Below are 16,176 nucleotides of genomic sequence, written 5' to 3'. Positions count from 1 at the left end.
CGAAGCCGAAAGAAATGAACAGGCGGCTAAGAAGGCCCTGCGCTCAGCGCATGACCCTAAGCGCGTCCGAGAAAAACTCCGGTCCACCGAAATTGCCCGACTTCAACGCGAGCAGCATATCGCCGGCATCAGAGCCAACTGCACGCAACACAGGCACACCAGCGGCGATTTCTACTCCCACGAGAAATCCGGGAATCCTCAACCGGTCGACCACCGCGCCGGATGTCTCGCCGCCTGCGACGATCAGACGCCGCACGCCCGCCTGTACAAGGCCTTCCGCGATGTCGGCCATGGTTTGCTCGATGGCGTGACCGGCCGCGTCGCGGCCGTGACGCGCCTGCAGTGCTGCGACCTGATCCGGTGTCGCGCTCGACGCGATCAGGACCGGGCCGTCGGCAAGCCGCGGCGTCGCCCACGCCAGCGCACGCTGCGCTTCGTCCTTCCCCGTAATAATACGGTCCGAGTCGAGATGTAACACCGGCATGACAGCTTCGGCCTTGGCGACCTGCTGGAGCGTCGCCTGCGAGCAGCTTCCGGCAAGACAAGCCGCGGGTCCGCCGACCGCGGCGCCCTCCGCGCTGCCGGCCGCGGCCGATTTGACCTTACCTGTCGACACCAGCGCCCGCGCGAGCCCGAGGCCGATGCCGGAGGCGCCAACCGACAGCGTGTGTTCGGCGGCGACGAGACCGATGGTCTCGAGATCGCGGTCGAACACGGCGTCGATGATCGCCGCGCCGATGCCCTTGCCCGAAAGCTCGGCCAGCCGCGCCCGCACGGCATCGACGCCGCGCGTGACGGCCGCGAGGTCGACGAGGCCGACTTGCGCCTCGCTCTGGCGCGCCAGCACCCGCGCCAGGTTGGAATCGTGCATGGGGTTGAGCGGGTGATCCTTCAGCGGGCTCTCGTTGAGCGGCACGGCGCCGACGAACAGATTGCCCTGGTAGACGGTGCGGCCAGTCTCCGGGAAGGCCGGCGTCACCAGCACGATCGCTTCGCCGCAATCGGCGCGCAGCGCATCCATCACCGGGCCGATATTCCCGGCATCGGTGGAATCGAAGGTCGAGCAGATCTTGAACAGCACGTGGCGCGCGCCGCGGCCGCGCAGCCATGCCTCGGCCGCGCGGGAGCGCGACACGGCGAGACCCGCCTCGATCGAGCGGCTCTTGAGCGACACCACGACGGCGTCGACCTCGGGCAGCGCCAGATCGTCTGCGGGCACGCCGATGGTCTGCACGGTGCGCAGGCCCGCGCGCGTCAGCGTGTTGGCGAGATCGGAGGCGCCGGTGTAGTCGTCGGCGATGCAGCCCAACGCAAGGGTCACGGCTTCACTCCTGCATAGGGCTTGAACCAGGCGAGACCGTCGGTGGTCTTGCCGCGCGGATTGTATTCGCAGCCGACGAAGCCGGGATAGCCAAGCCGGTCGAGTTCAGTGAACAGGAACGGATAGTTCAGCTCCTCGCCGTCAGGCTCGTTGCGCGAGGGAATGCTGGCGATCTGGACGTGGCCGATGATCGGCATCATCTCGCGCAGCCGCATCGTCACGTCACCATGGATGATCTGGCAGTGATAGATGTCGAACTGGAGCTTCAGGTTGGGGAGCCTCAACTCCTGGACCACGTCGCGCGCGAACCCGAAATCGTTGAGGAAATAGCCGGGCACGTTGCGCGCATTGATCGGCTCGATCACGATGTCGATGCCGTGCGGGCCGAAGAACTCCGCCGCCCACGCCACCGACTTGTAAAAGGCCTCGATCGCGAGGCGGTCGCCGCGGTTGGCGATGCCGGCCATCAGATGCAGACGCTTGACGCCGGTCGCCTTGGCGTAGGGCAGCGCCGTGTCGAGGCTCTGCTTGAGATCGGCAAAGCGCGCCGGCAACGCCGCAAAGCCCTTCTCGCCGGCATTCCAGTCGCCCGGCGGCAGGTTGAACAAGGCCTGCGTCAGGCCGTTGCGCTTGAGCCGCTCGCCGACCTCCTCGGCCGGATGCTCGTAAGGAAAGAGGAATTCGACGGCGGTGAAGCCGGCTTGCGCTGCGGCATCGAAGCGGTCGAGGAACGGCACCTCGGTGAACATCATCGAGAGATTGGCGGCAAAACGCGGCATTGGAGTCCTCTTGCTTACTTGTCGCCGGGAAGCTTCACACCGGTGACCTGCGCATACATGCGCGCCACCGACGCGTCATCGTCGCGGCCCATGCCGGCGGCAGCCGTCATCAGGAACATCTGTAGCGCCGCGGCGGAGACCGGCACAGGGAATCTGGCGCTCCGCGCCATGTCCTGGATGATGCCGAGATCCTTGACGAAGATCTCGACCGCGCTGCGCGGCGTATAATCGCCATCGAGCACATGCGGCATGCGGTTCTCGAACATCCAGGAATTGCCGGCGGAGGCCGTGATCACCTCATAGACCTTGCGGATGTCGAGACCCTGCTTGGCTGCGAACGCCATCGCCTCGGACGCGGCGGCGATGTGCACGCCGGCAAGCAACTGGTTGATCATCTTGAAGGCGGCGCCTTGACCTGCGGCATCGCCGAGCTCGTAGAGCTTTGCGGCCATGGCATCGAGCGCGGCGCGCGCCTTTGCAAAGGCGGCGGGACTGCCGGAAGCCAGGATCGTGAGCTCGCCTTGCGCGGCACGCTGCGCACCGCCGGAGATCGGCGCGTCCAGATAATGCCGACCGGACGCCTCCAACTGCTTTGCGAGACGCCGCGCCACATCGGGATCCATGGTGGCCGAGGAGATGAAGACGCTGTCCTTCGGCATGGTCTCGGCGGCACCATCCTTGCCGAACAGGACCGCCTCGGTCTGCGCGGCGTTGACGACGACGCTGACGACGACGTCGGCGCCCTTGGCTGCCTCGGCCGGCGTCTTGGCGCCCGCGCCGCCGTCGTTCACGAAGCGCGCCACCGCATCGGCCGAGACGTCGCAGCCGGTGACGGCAAACCCAGCGCGTTTCAGCGAGGTCGCCATGCCAAAGCCCATCGAGCCGAGCCCGATGACGGCAACGCGCTGATTCTGTGATGTGGAGGCAGACATGCAACTCATCCTCTGGAACGTTCCCCGATGGCCAGGCTTTGGTCCGCGGCCTGGCAAACCGAATATCACGGCTTGGCCGCGCTGCCAAAGCATGAGACAAGCGGGCATGACGGCCATGAGCAGTGAGACACGGCTTCGCGAGGACATCTGCCGCTTCGGACGCTCTTTGTTCGAGCGCGGGCTGACGCCGGGCTCCTCCGGCAATATCAGCGTGAGGCTGGATGGCGGCGGCTGGCTGGTAACGCCGACCAACGCCTCGCTCGGCTTCCTCGATCCGGCACGGCTGTCGCGGCTGGATGAGCAGGGCCGGCTCGTCTCCGGCGATGCGCCGACCAAGGAAGTTCCGCTGCACACCGCGCTCTACGACACGCGCGGGGGTGCACGCGCGATCGTGCATCTGCACTCGACCCATTCAGTCGCGTTGTCGATGCTGCCCGAGATCGACCCGCGCGCCGCGCTGCCGCCGATGACGGCCTATTACCTGATGAAATGCGGTGCCACCGCGCTCGTGCCCTATTATCGGCCAGGTGATCCGGCGGTGGCGGATGCGATCAAGGGTCTGGCGGGGAAGTATTCGTCAGTGCTGCTCGCCAATCACGGCCCTGTGGTCGCCGGCGACACGCTGGAGGCCGCAGTGTTCGCGACCGAAGAGCTGGAGGAGACGGCCAAGCTGTACCTGCTGCTGCGGGGGATGAACCCGCGCTATCTGTCGCCCGAGCAAGTGAAGGATCTGGTGAAGGTGTTCGGGGTGAGATTGTCGGAGCATGAGCACTGAGAATGACCGATCTCGCGCGGCCTACACCAGGTGAGATAGAGGCAGCGGCCCGTGTTCTCCACGAAGTGGGCTTGCACCATCACTGGTGGTTGCCACGGGCGCTCGCGGCGCATCCTTCGAGGCGCGCAAGGGCGCGCACCTCAGGATGACGGTTGCCTGTGTGGAGAGAGCCGTAACGCCTACAGCCCCAGATACGCCTTGCGCACGTCGGGATTGCCCTTGATCTCCGCCGACGGGCCCTGCAGCAGCACGCGGCCGGTTTGCAGGATGTAGGCGCGGTCGGCGATCTCGAGGCACTCGGCCATGCGCTGCTCGACGATCAGAACAGTCATGCCGGCGTCGCGGATGCGCTTGACCGCCTGGAAGATCTCGTCGACCAGCTTTGGCATGATGCCCTGCGAGGGCTCGTCCAGCATCAAGAGCCGCGGGCGCGTCATCAGCGCGCGGCCGATGGCAAGCATCTGCTGCTCGCCGCCACTTAGCGTCTCGGCACGCTGCTCGAGCCGTTCCGACAGGCGCGGAAACAGCTTGAAGACGAGATCGAGCGGCTCCTCGCGATTGGTCTCGCCGCGATAGAGATAGCTGCCGAGGCGAAGATTGTCGCGCACCGAAAGGCGCGGAAACAGGCGGCGGTTCTCCGGCACATAAGCGATGCCGGCGGCGGTGACGTGATGCTGCGCCATGCCCTCGAGGCGCTTGCCGTCGAACGTCACCGTGCCCGAACGCGGGCGCTCGGCGCCGGCGATTGATTTCAGCAGCGTCGACTTGCCCGCGCCGTTGGCGCCGGCGACGCAGACGATCTCGCCCTTCTCGACCTCGATCGAGACCGCGGAGATCGCGACCAGGCCCTGATAGGCGGTCGTGACTTCATGCACTGACAGCATGACGATCTCCCAGATATGCGCTGATCACCTTGGGATCGCGGACGACCTCAGTGGGCTTGCCTTCGACCAGCACCTTGCCGAGGTCGAGCACGATGGCGCGGTCGACCAGCGGCATCACGATCTCCATGACGTGCTCGACCATCAACACGGTGATGCCGGCATCGCGCACCTTGCGCACCAGCGCGACGCCGGTCTGCGCTTCGGTCGGCGTAAGGCCGGTGAGGACTTCGTCGAGCAGCAGCAGCTTTGGTTCGGTCGCAAGCGCACGCGCGACTTCGAGGCGGCGCTTCTCGGCGGGCACGAGGTCGCTCGCGAGCACGTCGGCACGCGCGGCAAGGCCGGTGAAGTCCAACACCTCATGCGCCTTGCGGCGAGCCTCGCGCATCACGGTGTTGCGCACGAGCGCTCCCACGATGACGTTGTCGACCACCGTCATGGTCTCAAAGCTCTTGACCACCTGGAAGGTGCGCCCCACCCCGAGCTGGCAGCGCTCGGCAGCACGCATCCGGGTCACGTCCTGGCCGTCGAACCAGATTGAGCCCTGGGTCGGCGGCAGGACGCCGGCGATGAGATTGAACAGCGTCGATTTACCGGCGCCGTTGGGTCCGATCAGGCCGACGATCTCGCCGCGACCAACCGAGATCGAGACGTCGCTGTTGGCGACGAGGCCGCCAAAGCGCTGCCAGACGCCACGGGTTTCGAGGAGCGCAGTCATCGTGTGGCTCCCTTTGCTTTCGCGCGCGAGAACAGGCTCACCAACCCTTGCGGCAACGCCAGCGAGATCAGCACGATCAGCGTACCGTAGACGATCAGATCGACGCCGCGTCCGGAGCCGCCGATATAGGAGCGCGTCAGCTCCGTCATAGGGATCAGGATGGCCGCGCCGAGCACCGGGCCCCAGAGCGTGCCGATGCCGCCGAGCACCGCCGGCAGCGCCATCAGCAGCGAGAACTGGAAGCCCATGACGCTTTCGGGATCGATATAGGCGAGATACTGCGCATAGAACGCACCGCCGATGGCGACGAGGAAGGCGGAGACGGCGGCCGCACCCATCTTGGAATTGAACACGACGACGCCGAGGCTTTCAGCGGCGTCCGGATTGTCCTTCACCGCGCGCCACCAGAAGCCCCATTTGGAATCCTCCAGCCACCAGGTCACGAACCAGGCGAGACAGCACAGCGCCAGCGCGAAATAGAAATACGGCAGCTTGCTGCGCAGGAACTGGAATTTCAGCCAGCTATCGCCCCGCACCGGGATGGTGATGCCGAGCGCGGCGCCCGCCCAGTCCCAGTTCTGGAACAGCAGCAGCCCGATCTCGGCGATGACGATGGTCGCGATCACGAAGTAATGACCGCGCAGGCGGAAGAAGGGATAGCCGAGCACCATCGCGATCAGGGCCGCGATCACGCCGCCACTGATCATGCCGAACCACGGCAGCACGCCGAACTTCGTGAACAGCAGCTCGGTGGTGTAGGCGCCGATGCCGAAATAGAGCGCGTGGCCGAGCGAGATCTGCCCGCAATAGCCGGAGAGGATGTTCCAGCTCTGCGACAGCGCCGCATACATCAGCGTCAGGATCAGGATGTTCTGGACGTAGACGTCCTTCACGAATAATGGCGCAAGCGCTGCCATGACCGCGAGGACGGCGGCGATGATGAGATCGCGGCGGCGCCGCGCGGCAAAATTCTTGTCCATCACATCGACCCGAACAGGCCGCGCGGCCGGATGAAGACGACGAGCAGGTAGACGGCGTAGATGCCGACCGACTTCAGCGACGGCGGCAGCACCAGCGCTGTGACGGCTTCGACAAGACCAACGACGATGCCGCCGGCGAAGGCGCCGAACACGCTGCCGAAGCCGCCGAGCGCGACCGTGACATAGGCGATCAACGCAAAGGACGCCCCGACGTCGGGATAGATGTAGAAGAACACCGCCATGATCGCGCCGGCAAGACCAACCAGCGCGGCGCCCAGGCCCCAGCCCAGCGCGAACACCCGGTTCTTGTCGATGCCGACGAGCGCGACCGCGCCGGGATCTTCACGGGTCGCCTCCAGCGCGCGGCCGAAATCGGTGCGGTTGATGAAGAAGTAGAGGCCGGCAAAGGCCGCGATCGAGACCAGCGCGCCGATCAGCTGCGGCTCCGGCAGGAAGATGCCGGCCACCGACACCGTCTTGCCGCCGAGCCAGGACTGCGGAATGCTGCGGTAGTCCGGCGTGAAGAAGAACTGCGCGAGCCCGCGCATCACGATGGCGAGGCCGAAGGTCGAGAAGATCTGCACCATGCCGGCGTTGGCCTTGGCGCGCATGGCAAAGCGCACGATCAATAGATAGACTACCGCCCCAAATATGAAGAGCGCCGCGGCGACCAGCGGCGCCGACAACAAGGGGTCGATCGCGAAGAAGGCGAACAGGAAGAAGGTCGCGTACATCGCGATCATCAGGAACTCGCCATGGGCGAAGTTCACGACGTCCATCAGGCCGAAGATCAGCGCGAGACCGACCGCGATCAGACCGTAGAGCAGCCCCATCAGGAGGCCGCTCGCGAGACTCTGGATAATGGCTTGGGCTGTCACTGCATCTTTCCCCACACTCTGACCTCATCCTGAGGAGCGCGCCCCAGCGCGCGTCTCGAAGGATGGGCCCGCCCTCGTCCTTCGAGACGCGGGCTATGCCCGCTCCTCAGGATGAGGGCGGGAGCTACTGTCTAAGCTCCCGCTCTCCGCACTACTTCATCGGCCAGGTCGCCTCGGCGATCGCGGCCTGCGGCGGGAAGACAGTGACGAACTTGCCGCCACGATATTGCAGCAGCACCGGGTCGGCGTCGTTGTTCTGGCCCATCTCGTCGAACTTGACGCGCTTCCAGGGCATGATGGTCTGCTCGCCCGGGATGTCGGTGGCGGCCAGCGCATCGCGGATCCTCTCGCCGTCGGCCGACTTGGCGCGGTTGATCGCATCCGCCAGGATGATCAGGCCCATGAACTGGCGCGAGGTGAGGTCGTTGAGGTCCTTGCCCGACTTTGCCTTGAACATCTCGTTGATCTTGCCGACCATCGGGCGCTTCTGAGCGAGGTCAAGCGAGAAGGTGCCGCGCGAGATCACGCCTTCGAGCTTGTCGCCGACGGCGTCATACAGCGCCTTCTCGGAGAAGCCGGCGTCCTGCGCCACGATCGCGTTCGGCTTGTAGCCGAGCTCGGCCATGGTCTTGACCAGGAGGATACCATCGGTGGTGTAGCTGGAGGGCATCAGAACGTCGGCGTTCGCGGTCTTGAGCTGCTGCACTTCGGCGGACAGCGACGGCGAGTTGGCGCGGTACTTGATGTCGGAGACGATCTTGTAGCCGCGCTCGCCCGCGATCTTGGCCTGGGCGTTGCCGGAGTCGGTGCCGAAGATAGTGTCCTCGTGGAACAGCGCCAGCGTCTCGATCTTAGTGCCCTTCTTCTTCATGGCATCGAAGAAGTCGAACATCGCGGCCGAGTACATCTCGTCGTGCGGTGAAGCGCGGAAGTAATATTTCAGGCCGCGGCGATGCAGGCTCGGCGAGGAGTTGTCGGCGGACACGAACGGGATCTGGTAGCGTTCGCAGATCTGGCTAACCGTGACGGCGACCGCGCTCTGATAGGTCCCGATAATGGCGGAGACCTTCTCCTGCGTGATCAGGCGCTCGGCCTCGGCGCGGCCCTTCTGCGGATCGGCCTGGTGGTCGGCGAACACGAGGCGAACCTTGGCGCCACCGAGGCCGGGCAGGCCCTCGCCCTTCGCCAGCGGCAGGTCGAAAACGGTATCCTTGTTGATGACCTCCAGCGCGGTCTCATAGGCCTTCTGCGCATCGATGCCCTGCTGCGCGCTGCCGCCGGAGAACGGATAGATCACGCCGATCACGACTTCCGAGGTCTGCGCGCGGGCCGCGAGCGGCATCAGTGCGGCAGTGGCGGTGGCACCCAACAATACGTCGCGGCGAGTGATCGTCATGGCAAAGTCCCCTGTTACCCATTTTGGCTCGTCGAATGGAGCGATTGATAGACGCCGTAAAGCCTGAAGAAGCAGCAACCGCTGCCCACTAAATCACGGCCATGTTCTTGTTCTTGAGATCCGTCACCAGCATCAACCCCGGCGAATGCGTGATCGCGAACGGTAGCTTGGCGGCATTGATGACCGATTGCGGCGTGACGCCGCAGGCCCAGAACACGGGGATCTCGTCATCGGCGACCGGCACGGGATCACCGTAATCGGGCTTCGAGATATCCTTGATGCCGATCAGATGCGGATGACCGAGATGCACCGGCGCGCCGTGGACGGCCGGATAGCGCGAGGTGATCTGCACCGCGCGGATCGCATCGGCCGACTTGAACGGACGCATCGACACCACCATGGGGCCGGCGAATGGACCCGACGGGCTGCACGCGATGTTGGTGCGGTACATCGGCACCCGCACATCGTGCTCGATGTGACGGATCGGCATGCCCTCGTCGAGCAGCGCCTCCTCGAACGAGAAGGAGCAACCGAGCACGAAGGTGACGAGATCATCGCGCCAATGCTTGGACACGTCGGTCGGCTCGTCGACGACCTCGCCGTCGCGCCAGACGCGGTAGCGCGGCACGTCGGTGCGGATGTCGAGATCGGCGCCGAGCGCGGGGATGTGCGGGCTGCCGACGTCGGACATGCCGATGATCGGGCACGGCTTCGGATTGAGCTGGCAGAAGCGATGAAAGGCGCTGGCGTATTTCTCGGGCAGGATCGCCAGATTGCCCTGGACGAAGCCTGGGGCGATGCCGGCGGTGGAGGCGACGCGCCCGTCGCGGTAGGCGAGCCGGGCCTGACGGCTCGGGAGGGCGTCGGGCGTTTCAGTTTGCTGCGCTGCCACCAAAACAGTCATGTGATCGACCTGCCTATAAACTCGACAAGGACAGCCAACACCAAGCATGCTATAAAGTCTAATCGTCCTTTCTAATCAATATCGATAAAGCAGATTTATCGATCGGGAAATTCCTTTCAATGCTGGACTTCAGATCGATCGAAACGTTCCTCTGGGTCGTGAAGCTCGGCAGCTTCCGCGGCGCGGCGGCGCGGCTCAACACCACCCAGCCGGCGATTTCCCAGCGCATCGCCCAGCTCGAACGCGAGATGGGCGTGAAGTTGCTCAACCGCGATCATCGCGTGGCATCGCCAACGCCGAGCGGCCGGCAGATGATGGTCTATGCAGAAAAGCTGATCGGCCTGCGCGCGGCGATGATGGCCGAGATCGGCGACCGGTCCGCGATGCGCGGCGTGATGCGTCTCGGCGTCGCCGAAACCATCGTGCACACCTGGCTGCCGCGCCTCGTCAAAAGCGTGAACGAGCTCTATCCGAACCTGTCGCTGGAGATCGAAGTCGACATCACGCCGAACCTGACCGCGCGCCTGCTCGGCCAGGAGATCGAACTCGCATTTGTGGTGGGACCGCTGTCGACCTCGGGCGTGCACAACCGCGTACTCGCCGATTATCCGATCGGTTTTCTTGCGAGCCCCTCGCTCGGCCTCGGCCGCGGCCCGGTGACACGGGCCGAGCTTGCACGGTTCCCGATCATCACCTTCCCGCGCAAGACGCGGCCCTACGAGGTGGTGCGCGAGGTGTTCGACCGGCCGGAGCTGCCGCCGATCCGCCTGCACGCCTCCGCCTCGCTCGCGACCGTCATCCACATGGCGGTCGAGGGGCTCGGCATCGCCGTGATCCCGGCGGCGATCGTCGAGAACGAGCTCGCGGACGGACGGCTGCAACTGCTCGACACCGACCTCAACATCGCACCGCTGACGTTCACGGCAAGCTGGCTCGCCTCGCCCGACGTCGTGGCAGTGGAGCGCGTCGCCGAGCTTGCCCGGCAGATCGCGCAGAGCAGCCTCGCGGTTGACGCCGCCGTGACGGCGCGTCATTGAATCATTCGCCGGACAACTAAATCGTCATTCCGGGGCGACGCGTCAGCGTCGAACCCGGAATCTCGAGATTTCGGGTTCGCGCTTTGGGCGCCCCGGAATGACAAGTGAGAGAACGACCGCATGAGCCGAGCCGCCACCAATCTGCAAATCGATTCCGCCCGCCTCTGGGGCTCCATCCACGAGACCGCGCAATTCGGCGCGACGGCCAAGGGCGGTGTGCGGCGGCTGACGCTGAGTGCCGAGGACAAGCAGGTGCGCGACTGGTTCCGCAAGGCCTGCGAGGACGCCGGACTGGAGGTGCATGTCGATGCGCTCGGGTCGATGTTCGGATTGCGCAAGGGGCGAGACATGTCGAAGCCGCCCGTCGGCATCGGCTCGCATCTCGACACCCAGCCGACCGGGGGCAAGTATGACGGCATCCTGGGCACGCTCGGCGCACTCGAAGTCATCCGCACGCTGAACGATGCCGGCATCGAGACCGAAGCGCCGATCTGTGTCGTCAACTGGACCAACGAGGAAGGCTCGCGCTTTGCACCTGCGATGATGGCCTCTGCCGCCTATGTCGGCGACTTCACCACCGACGACATCCTCTCGCGCAAGGACGTCGAGGGCGTCACGGTCGGCCAGGCACTCGACGGCATCGGCTATCGCGGCGACAAGCCGGTCGGCTTCCAGAAGCTCGGCTGCTTCGTCGAATTGCACATCGAGCAGGGCCCGATCCTGGAGGCCGAAGGCAAGACCATCGGCGTGGTCGATTCCGGCCAGGGCGTCTTGTGGTACGACGGCAAGATCACCGGCTTCGAGAGCCATGCCGGCTCGACGCCGATGCCGCTGCGGCGGGATGCACTGGCCACGCTGTCCGAGATCGTGCTGGCGATGGAGGCCGTTGCGAAGAAGCACGGGCCGAAGGCGGTCGGCACCATCGGCGAAGCCATCATCGCCAACCCCTCGCGCAATGTCATTCCCGGCGAGATCGCCTTCACGGTGGATTGCCGCAGCGCCGATGCGACCATCATGGATGCGCTCGACCGCGACCTGCGCGCCGCGATTGCCGAGATCGCCGCGCGCCGCAAGGTCGAGGTGAAGCTCGACCTGGTCTGGCGCAAGCCGCCGACGCACTTCGATCCGAAGCTCATCGCGGCCGTCGAGAACGCGGCCAGGACGCTCGGCTATTCCAGTCGCCGCATCACTTCCGGCGCCGGCCATGACGCCTGCAACCTCAATACCGTCATTCCGGCCGCGATGGTGTTCGTGCCCTGTAAGGACGGCATCAGCCACAACGAGCTGGAAGACGCCACGCAGCCCGACTGTGCCGCGGGCACCAACGTGCTCATGCACACCGTGCTGGCGATCGCCGGCGTCGCGTCCTGATCGGAGAAAAACATGCGCGGAGTTTTCGTCGACGCCAATGAAGCCATGGCCGCGATCATGGAGCGGCTCACGAGGCCCGGCGATCCCAAAGTGCGGATCCATCGCGATCCCGACATCAAGCCGGAGCAGTATCCCGAGATTCTCGACGGCGCCGAGATCGCGATCGTCGACCACACCGCGCTGCCGACCGAGGTTGCGAAGAAGTGCGCAGGGCTCAAGCACGTGGTGTTCCTCGGCACCGGCGCCCGCAGCTACATGAATCCTGAGGAGCTTAGCCAGCTCGGCGTCTCCGTGCATCTGATCAAGGGCTATGGCGACACCGCGGTGGCGGAATCCGCGATCGCGCTGATGTGGGGCTCGGCCCGCGTCATCGCGATGATGGATCGCGAGATGCGAGCCGGCAACTGGCTGCGCGAGGACGGCATGCAGCTCACCGGCAAGACGCTCGGCCTGATCGGCTTCGGCGGCATCGCCGCGGAAGTCGCGCGCATCGCCTCAGGCAGCGGCATGAAGGTGATCGCCTGGAACCGCTCGCCGAAGAGCCATCCGGGCGTGGAGTTCACCGATCTCGACACGGTGCTGGCCAGAAGCGACGTGGTGTCGCTGCATCTGCTGCTCAACGACGAGACGCGCGGCATGATCACGCGCGAGAAGATCGCGAAGATGAAGCCGGGCGTCGTGCTCATCAACACCGCGCGTGGCGCGATCGTCGACGAGCAGGCGATGATCGATGCGCTGAAGTCGGGCCACATCCGCCATGCCGGCCTCGACGTCTTCAACATCGAGCCGCTGCCCGCCGATCATCCGCTCACGAAACTGCCGAACGTGACGCTGTCGGCGCATTCGGCGTTCCGCACGCCGGAGGCGAGCGAGAACCTGATTTTTGCGGCATGGGAACACTGCCGCCGGATCGCGAAAGGATAAGAACAACAACAATGGCCGATTACCGCACCATCAAAGCCGAGCCGCTCACCAACGTCATCCGCGCCATCGCCAAGGCCGGCGGCTCCACGGACCGCGAAGCGGACCTCGTTGCAACCAACCTCGTCGAAGCAAACCTGAAAGGCCACGATTCGCACGGCGTCGGCATGATCCCGCGCTATGCCGAAGCGGTCAGCGAGGGCGGCCTCGCCGTGAACCAGCACGTCAAGATCGTGATGGATACGGGCCCCCTGCTCACGCTCGACGGCCTCACCGGCTACGGCCAGGTGATGGGTTTTGAGGCGATGGAACTGGGCGCCGAGCGGGCCAAGAGCAACGGCGTGTGCGTCGTCGGTCTCTCCAACGCGCATCATATCGGCCGCATCGGCCATTGGGCCGAGCAGTGCATCGACCACGGCCTCGTCTCGATCCACTTCGTCAACGTGATCTCGCGGCCCATCGTTGCACCCTGGGGCGGCAGCGATGCGCGCCACGGCACCAACCCGTTCTGCGTTGGCATCCCGCGCACGGGCAAGGAGCCGATCGTGCTCGACTTCGCAACCAGCAAGATCGCGCAGGGCAAGACCCGCGTCGCCTTCAACAAGGGCGTCGAGCTCGAGCCCGGCACCATCATCGACAACGAGGGCAAGCCGACCGTCAATCCGCGCTACACCGTGATCGCGCCGCACGGCGCCATCCTGCCATTCGGCGAGCACAAGGGCTCGGGGCTCGCACTGGTGTGTGAAATCCTGGGCGGCGCGCTTTCGGGCGGCGAGACTGTCAAAGGCCCGGCCGACGGCAAGCGCCGCGTCCTCAACGGGATGCTCTCGATCATCATCGACCCGACCAAACTCGGCACCGCCGAGAACCTCGCGCGTGAAGTCGAGAGCTTCGTCGCCTGGCATACCGGCTCGCCCCCCGGCCCTGGCGTCGACAAGGTGAAAATCGCCGGCGACCCCGAGCGCGAAACGAAGACGAAGCGCTTGGCCGAAGGTATCCCGGTCGATCCGAACACCTGGCAGGAGATTTTGGATGCCGGGAAGAAGTTTGGGCTGGATCAGGCGGCGATCGAGAAGATCGCGGGCTAGCTGCCACCTCCACCGTCGTCCCGCCAAGGCCGGGACGACGGTGGAGTTTGTTGCGGCGGCGGAGCTGACGCTCGCTGGCGCCCTGCCCTAATCCAGCATCTCCGCAACGGCCTTGCCGCAGGCCGTCGTGTCGGCGTTGCCGCCGAGATCCTTCGTCCGCAGGGTGCGTTCGGCGAGCGTGCGCTCGATCGCATCGACGATCGACTTGCCGGCTTCCTTCTCGCCGAGATGCTCGAACATCATCGCGCCCGACCAAATCATGCCGATCGGATTGGCGATGCCCTGCCCCGCGATATCCGGCGCCGAGCCGTGCACCGGCTCGAACACCGAGGGGAAATTGCGCTCGGGATTGATGTTGCCGGACGGTGCGATGCCGATCGTGCCGGTGCAGGCGGGACCGAGATCAGAGAGGATGTCACCGAACAGGTTCGAGCCGACCACGACGTCGAACCAGTCCGGATGCAGCACGAAGTTCGCGGTCAGGATGTCGATGTGGTACTTGTCCCACTTCACGCCCGGGAACTTCTTGGCCATCGCCTCCACGCGCTCGTCCCAATAGGGCATGGTGATCGAGATGCCGTTGGACTTGGTCGCCGAGGTCAAATGCTTCTTCGGCCGCGACTGCGCGAGCTCGAAGGCGAATTTCAGGATGCGGTCGACGCCGGTACGGGTCATCACCGTCTGCTGCGTGACGAACTCGCGGTCCGTATCCGGGAACATGCGGCCACCGACGGAGGAATATTCGCCTTCGGTGTTCTCGCGCACCACCCAGAAATCGATGTCGCCGGGCTTGCGGTTTGCCAGCGGCGACGGCACGCCCGGCATCAGCCGCACCGGGCGCAGGTTCACATACTGGTCGAACTCGCGGCGGAATTTTATGAGCGAGCCCCACAGCGAGACGTGATCCGGGATCTTGGCCGGCCAGCCGACCGCGCCGAAATAGATCGCGTCGTGCTTGCCGATCTTCTCCTTCCAGTCGTCCGGCATCATCTGGCCGTGCTTCTCGTAGTAATCCCACGAAGAGAAGTCGAAATGGTCGAAATGCACGGCGACCCCGTGCTTCTTCGCCGCCGCCTCCAGAACGCGCAGGCCTTCGGGCATCACTTCCTTGCCGATGCCGTCGCCGGGAATGACTGCGATCCGGTATTGTTTCTTGCTCATCGAGAACGTCCTTGGTTGGTCCGGCAGCCGCCGCCTTTTGATCGCCCTGCAATGGACCAAACTCGCAGGCAGTGCAACGCTGCACTGCAAGGTTGACCATGGCGCAGCCGACCGCCTACTGATTTGATCCTGTTCCCACCGAGCGAGAAGTCCCCATGGATCTGCATCTGCGTGGCAAGCGCGTCCTGATCACGGGCGCGTCCAAGGGCATCGGCGCAGCCGCAGCCGAGGCGTTTGCCGAGGAAGGCGCGCATCTCCTGCTTGCCGCCCGCAGCGGCGACCAGCTCAAGGCGCTGGCCGATCGCCTGCGCTCCGCGCACCAGATCGATGCCACGACGAGCGTCGTCGACCTGCGCAAGGCTGAGGACGTCGCGCGGCTCGCCAAGGAGGCCGCCGATATCGACATCCTCGTCAACAACGCCGGCGACATTCCCGGCGGCTCGATCGACAAGATCGACGAGGTGACCTGGCGGCACGCCTGGGAATTGAAGGTGTTTGGCTACATCAACCTGACACGGCAGATCTACGCGCAGATGAAGGCGCGCGGCGGCGGCGTCATCGTCAACGACATCGGCGCGGCCGGCGAGAAGTTCGATGCCAACTACATCTGCGGCAGTGCCGGTAACGCGGCACTGATGGCCTTCACCCGCGCGCTCGGGGGCAAGAGCCTCGCCGACAATATCCGCGTCGTCGGCATCAATCCCGGCCCGGTCGGCACAGACCGCCACGTCACGCTGCTCAAGACGCGTGCCAAGCACCAGTTCGGCGACGAGAACCGCCACAAGGAATTCCAGAAGGGCCTGCCGCTGGGCAGGCCGGCGCATGCGCGCGAGATCGGAGATCTCATGGCGTTCCTGGCATCGGATCGCTCCGGCTATACGTCGGGCGTGATCTACACAGTGGATGGCGGCATCAGCGCGGGGTGGGGATAGATTCGGCACCGGCAAAAACCACGCTACGCGCCCCATACACCGTCATTGCAAGCGCAGCGAAGCAATCCAGGAATGTTCCCGCGGGAACAGACCGGATTGCTT

Annotated in this window: 16 protein-coding genes; 6 read left to right on the top strand and 10 right to left on the bottom strand. The window is 65.2% G+C overall.

Annotated features, from left to right (window positions below):
* Positions 1-43 precede the first annotated feature (43 nt).
* The 3 genes from otnK to ltnD are packed head-to-tail and all read right to left on the bottom strand — an operon-like array spanning position 44 to position 3,089.
* Complete coding sequence (gene otnK / locus K289_RS0104235; RefSeq protein ID WP_027550343.1) at positions 44-1,321, bottom strand: 3-oxo-tetronate kinase; 1,278 nt, start codon at positions 1,319-1,321, stop codon at positions 44-46.
* Entirely contained in the window at positions 1,318-2,100 is a 783-nt protein-coding gene (otnI, locus tag K289_RS0104230; protein WP_027550342.1) for a 2-oxo-tetronate isomerase, read from the bottom strand. Before otnI ends, otnK begins: the two co-directional genes overlap by 4 nt.
* A gap of 14 nt (positions 2,101-2,114) precedes the next feature.
* Positions 2,115-3,089 (bottom strand): L-threonate dehydrogenase, encoded by a 975-nt coding sequence (ltnD, locus tag K289_RS0104225; protein ID WP_371260785.1) that lies wholly within the window; start codon positions 3,087-3,089, stop codon positions 2,115-2,117.
* Positions 3,090-3,138: 49 nt separating this feature from the next.
* Here ltnD and K289_RS0104220 point away from each other — a divergent pair, with 49 nt between their 5' ends.
* A complete protein-coding gene (locus K289_RS0104220; protein ID WP_027550340.1) occupies positions 3,139-3,807 on the top strand; it encodes an aldolase in 669 nt (222 codons plus the stop codon).
* Positions 3,808-3,986: 179 nt separating this feature from the next.
* On the opposite strand, the gene K289_RS0104215 is transcribed toward K289_RS0104220, so the two are convergent.
* From K289_RS0104215 to K289_RS0104190, 6 genes are all read right to left on the bottom strand, one after another.
* Entirely contained in the window at positions 3,987-4,691 is a 705-nt protein-coding gene (locus K289_RS0104215; protein ID WP_027550339.1) for an ABC transporter ATP-binding protein, read from the bottom strand.
* Positions 4,675-5,406 (bottom strand): ABC transporter ATP-binding protein, encoded by a 732-nt coding sequence (locus K289_RS0104210; protein ID WP_027550338.1) that lies wholly within the window; start codon positions 5,404-5,406, stop codon positions 4,675-4,677. Before K289_RS0104210 ends, K289_RS0104215 begins: the two co-directional genes overlap by 17 nt.
* The gene (locus K289_RS0104205; protein WP_027550337.1) at positions 5,403-6,386 is read right to left on the bottom strand and encodes a branched-chain amino acid ABC transporter permease; all 984 of its coding nucleotides are present in this window, start codon (positions 6,384-6,386) and stop codon (positions 5,403-5,405) included. Before K289_RS0104205 ends, K289_RS0104210 begins: the two co-directional genes overlap by 4 nt.
* Entirely contained in the window at positions 6,386-7,219 is an 834-nt protein-coding gene (locus K289_RS0104200) for a branched-chain amino acid ABC transporter permease (protein WP_245283843.1), read from the bottom strand. The genes K289_RS0104205 and K289_RS0104200 overlap by 1 nt, the downstream gene beginning before the upstream one ends.
* Before the next feature lie 196 nt (positions 7,220-7,415).
* The gene (locus K289_RS0104195) at positions 7,416-8,660 is read right to left on the bottom strand and encodes an ABC transporter substrate-binding protein (RefSeq protein ID WP_027550335.1); all 1,245 of its coding nucleotides are present in this window, start codon (positions 8,658-8,660) and stop codon (positions 7,416-7,418) included.
* Positions 8,661-8,748: 88 nt separating this feature from the next.
* On the bottom strand, positions 8,749-9,564 hold the full coding sequence (locus K289_RS0104190; protein ID WP_027550334.1) for a putative hydro-lyase: 816 nt from the start codon (positions 9,562-9,564) through the stop codon (positions 8,749-8,751).
* Between the two features lie 119 nt (positions 9,565-9,683).
* On the opposite strand from K289_RS0104190, the gene K289_RS0104185 reads away from it, so the two are divergent.
* From K289_RS0104185 to K289_RS0104170, 4 genes are all read left to right on the top strand, one after another.
* The gene (locus K289_RS0104185; RefSeq protein WP_027550333.1) at positions 9,684-10,601 is read left to right on the top strand and encodes a LysR family transcriptional regulator; all 918 of its coding nucleotides are present in this window, start codon (positions 9,684-9,686) and stop codon (positions 10,599-10,601) included.
* A 120-nt stretch (positions 10,602-10,721) separates the two neighbouring features.
* Positions 10,722-11,972: a Zn-dependent hydrolase gene (locus K289_RS0104180; protein ID WP_027550332.1), complete on the top strand. Its 1,251-nt coding sequence runs from the start codon at positions 10,722-10,724 to the stop codon at positions 11,970-11,972.
* 12 nt (positions 11,973-11,984) lie between these two features.
* Complete coding sequence (locus K289_RS0104175; RefSeq protein ID WP_027550331.1) at positions 11,985-12,896, top strand: NAD(P)-dependent oxidoreductase; 912 nt, start codon at positions 11,985-11,987, stop codon at positions 12,894-12,896.
* An 11-nt stretch (positions 12,897-12,907) separates the two neighbouring features.
* The gene (locus tag K289_RS0104170) at positions 12,908-13,981 is read left to right on the top strand and encodes a malate/lactate/ureidoglycolate dehydrogenase (protein WP_027550330.1); all 1,074 of its coding nucleotides are present in this window, start codon (positions 12,908-12,910) and stop codon (positions 13,979-13,981) included.
* An 87-nt stretch (positions 13,982-14,068) separates the two neighbouring features.
* Here the strand turns inward: K289_RS0104170 and K289_RS0104165 are convergent, their stop codons facing one another.
* Positions 14,069-15,142 (bottom strand): tartrate dehydrogenase, encoded by a 1,074-nt coding sequence (locus tag K289_RS0104165; protein WP_027550329.1) that lies wholly within the window; start codon positions 15,140-15,142, stop codon positions 14,069-14,071.
* A 155-nt stretch (positions 15,143-15,297) separates the two neighbouring features.
* Between K289_RS0104165 and K289_RS0104155 the strand changes: the two genes are divergently transcribed.
* A complete protein-coding gene (locus K289_RS0104155; protein ID WP_027550328.1) occupies positions 15,298-16,074 on the top strand; it encodes an SDR family oxidoreductase in 777 nt (258 codons plus the stop codon).
* The last annotated feature ends 102 nt before the right edge of the window (positions 16,075-16,176 follow it).

The organism is Bradyrhizobium sp. Cp5.3 (assembly GCF_000426265.1).
GTDB classification, from domain to species: Bacteria; Pseudomonadota; Alphaproteobacteria; order Rhizobiales; family Xanthobacteraceae; genus Bradyrhizobium; species Bradyrhizobium neotropicale.
Note: the sequence above shows the minus strand (reverse complement) of the source record. Positions and strands in the feature narration are given on the sequence as shown.

What these genes read in the sequence shown, in the direction of transcription:
- K289_RS0104220 (WP_027550340.1), top strand. Translation starts at nt 3,139, where the DNA reads ATGACGGCCATGAGCAGTGAGACACGGCTTCGCGAGGACATCTGCCGC.
- K289_RS0104165 (WP_027550329.1), bottom strand. Translation starts at nt 15,142, where the DNA reads ATGAGCAAGAAACAATACCGGATCGCAGTCATTCCCGGCGACGGCATC.
- K289_RS0104155 (WP_027550328.1), top strand. Translation starts at nt 15,298, where the DNA reads ATGGATCTGCATCTGCGTGGCAAGCGCGTCCTGATCACGGGCGCGTCC.
- K289_RS0104205 (WP_027550337.1), bottom strand. Translation starts at nt 6,386, where the DNA reads ATGGACAAGAATTTTGCCGCGCGGCGCCGCCGCGATCTCATCATCGCC.
- K289_RS0104170 (WP_027550330.1), top strand. Translation starts at nt 12,908, where the DNA reads ATGGCCGATTACCGCACCATCAAAGCCGAGCCGCTCACCAACGTCATC.
- K289_RS0104195 (WP_027550335.1), bottom strand. Translation starts at nt 8,660, where the DNA reads ATGACGATCACTCGCCGCGACGTATTGTTGGGTGCCACCGCCACTGCC.
- K289_RS0104185 (WP_027550333.1), top strand. Translation starts at nt 9,684, where the DNA reads ATGCTGGACTTCAGATCGATCGAAACGTTCCTCTGGGTCGTGAAGCTC.
- K289_RS0104180 (WP_027550332.1), top strand. Translation starts at nt 10,722, where the DNA reads ATGAGCCGAGCCGCCACCAATCTGCAAATCGATTCCGCCCGCCTCTGG.
- K289_RS0104190 (WP_027550334.1), bottom strand. Translation starts at nt 9,564, where the DNA reads ATGACTGTTTTGGTGGCAGCGCAGCAAACTGAAACGCCCGACGCCCTC.
- K289_RS0104215 (WP_027550339.1), bottom strand. Translation starts at nt 4,691, where the DNA reads ATGCTGTCAGTGCATGAAGTCACGACCGCCTATCAGGGCCTGGTCGCG.
- K289_RS0104175 (WP_027550331.1), top strand. Translation starts at nt 11,985, where the DNA reads ATGCGCGGAGTTTTCGTCGACGCCAATGAAGCCATGGCCGCGATCATG.
- K289_RS0104200 (WP_245283843.1), bottom strand. Translation starts at nt 7,219, where the DNA reads ATGGGGCTGCTCTACGGTCTGATCGCGGTCGGTCTCGCGCTGATCTTC.
- K289_RS0104210 (WP_027550338.1), bottom strand. Translation starts at nt 5,406, where the DNA reads ATGACTGCGCTCCTCGAAACCCGTGGCGTCTGGCAGCGCTTTGGCGGC.
- otnI (WP_027550342.1), bottom strand. Translation starts at nt 2,100, where the DNA reads ATGCCGCGTTTTGCCGCCAATCTCTCGATGATGTTCACCGAGGTGCCG.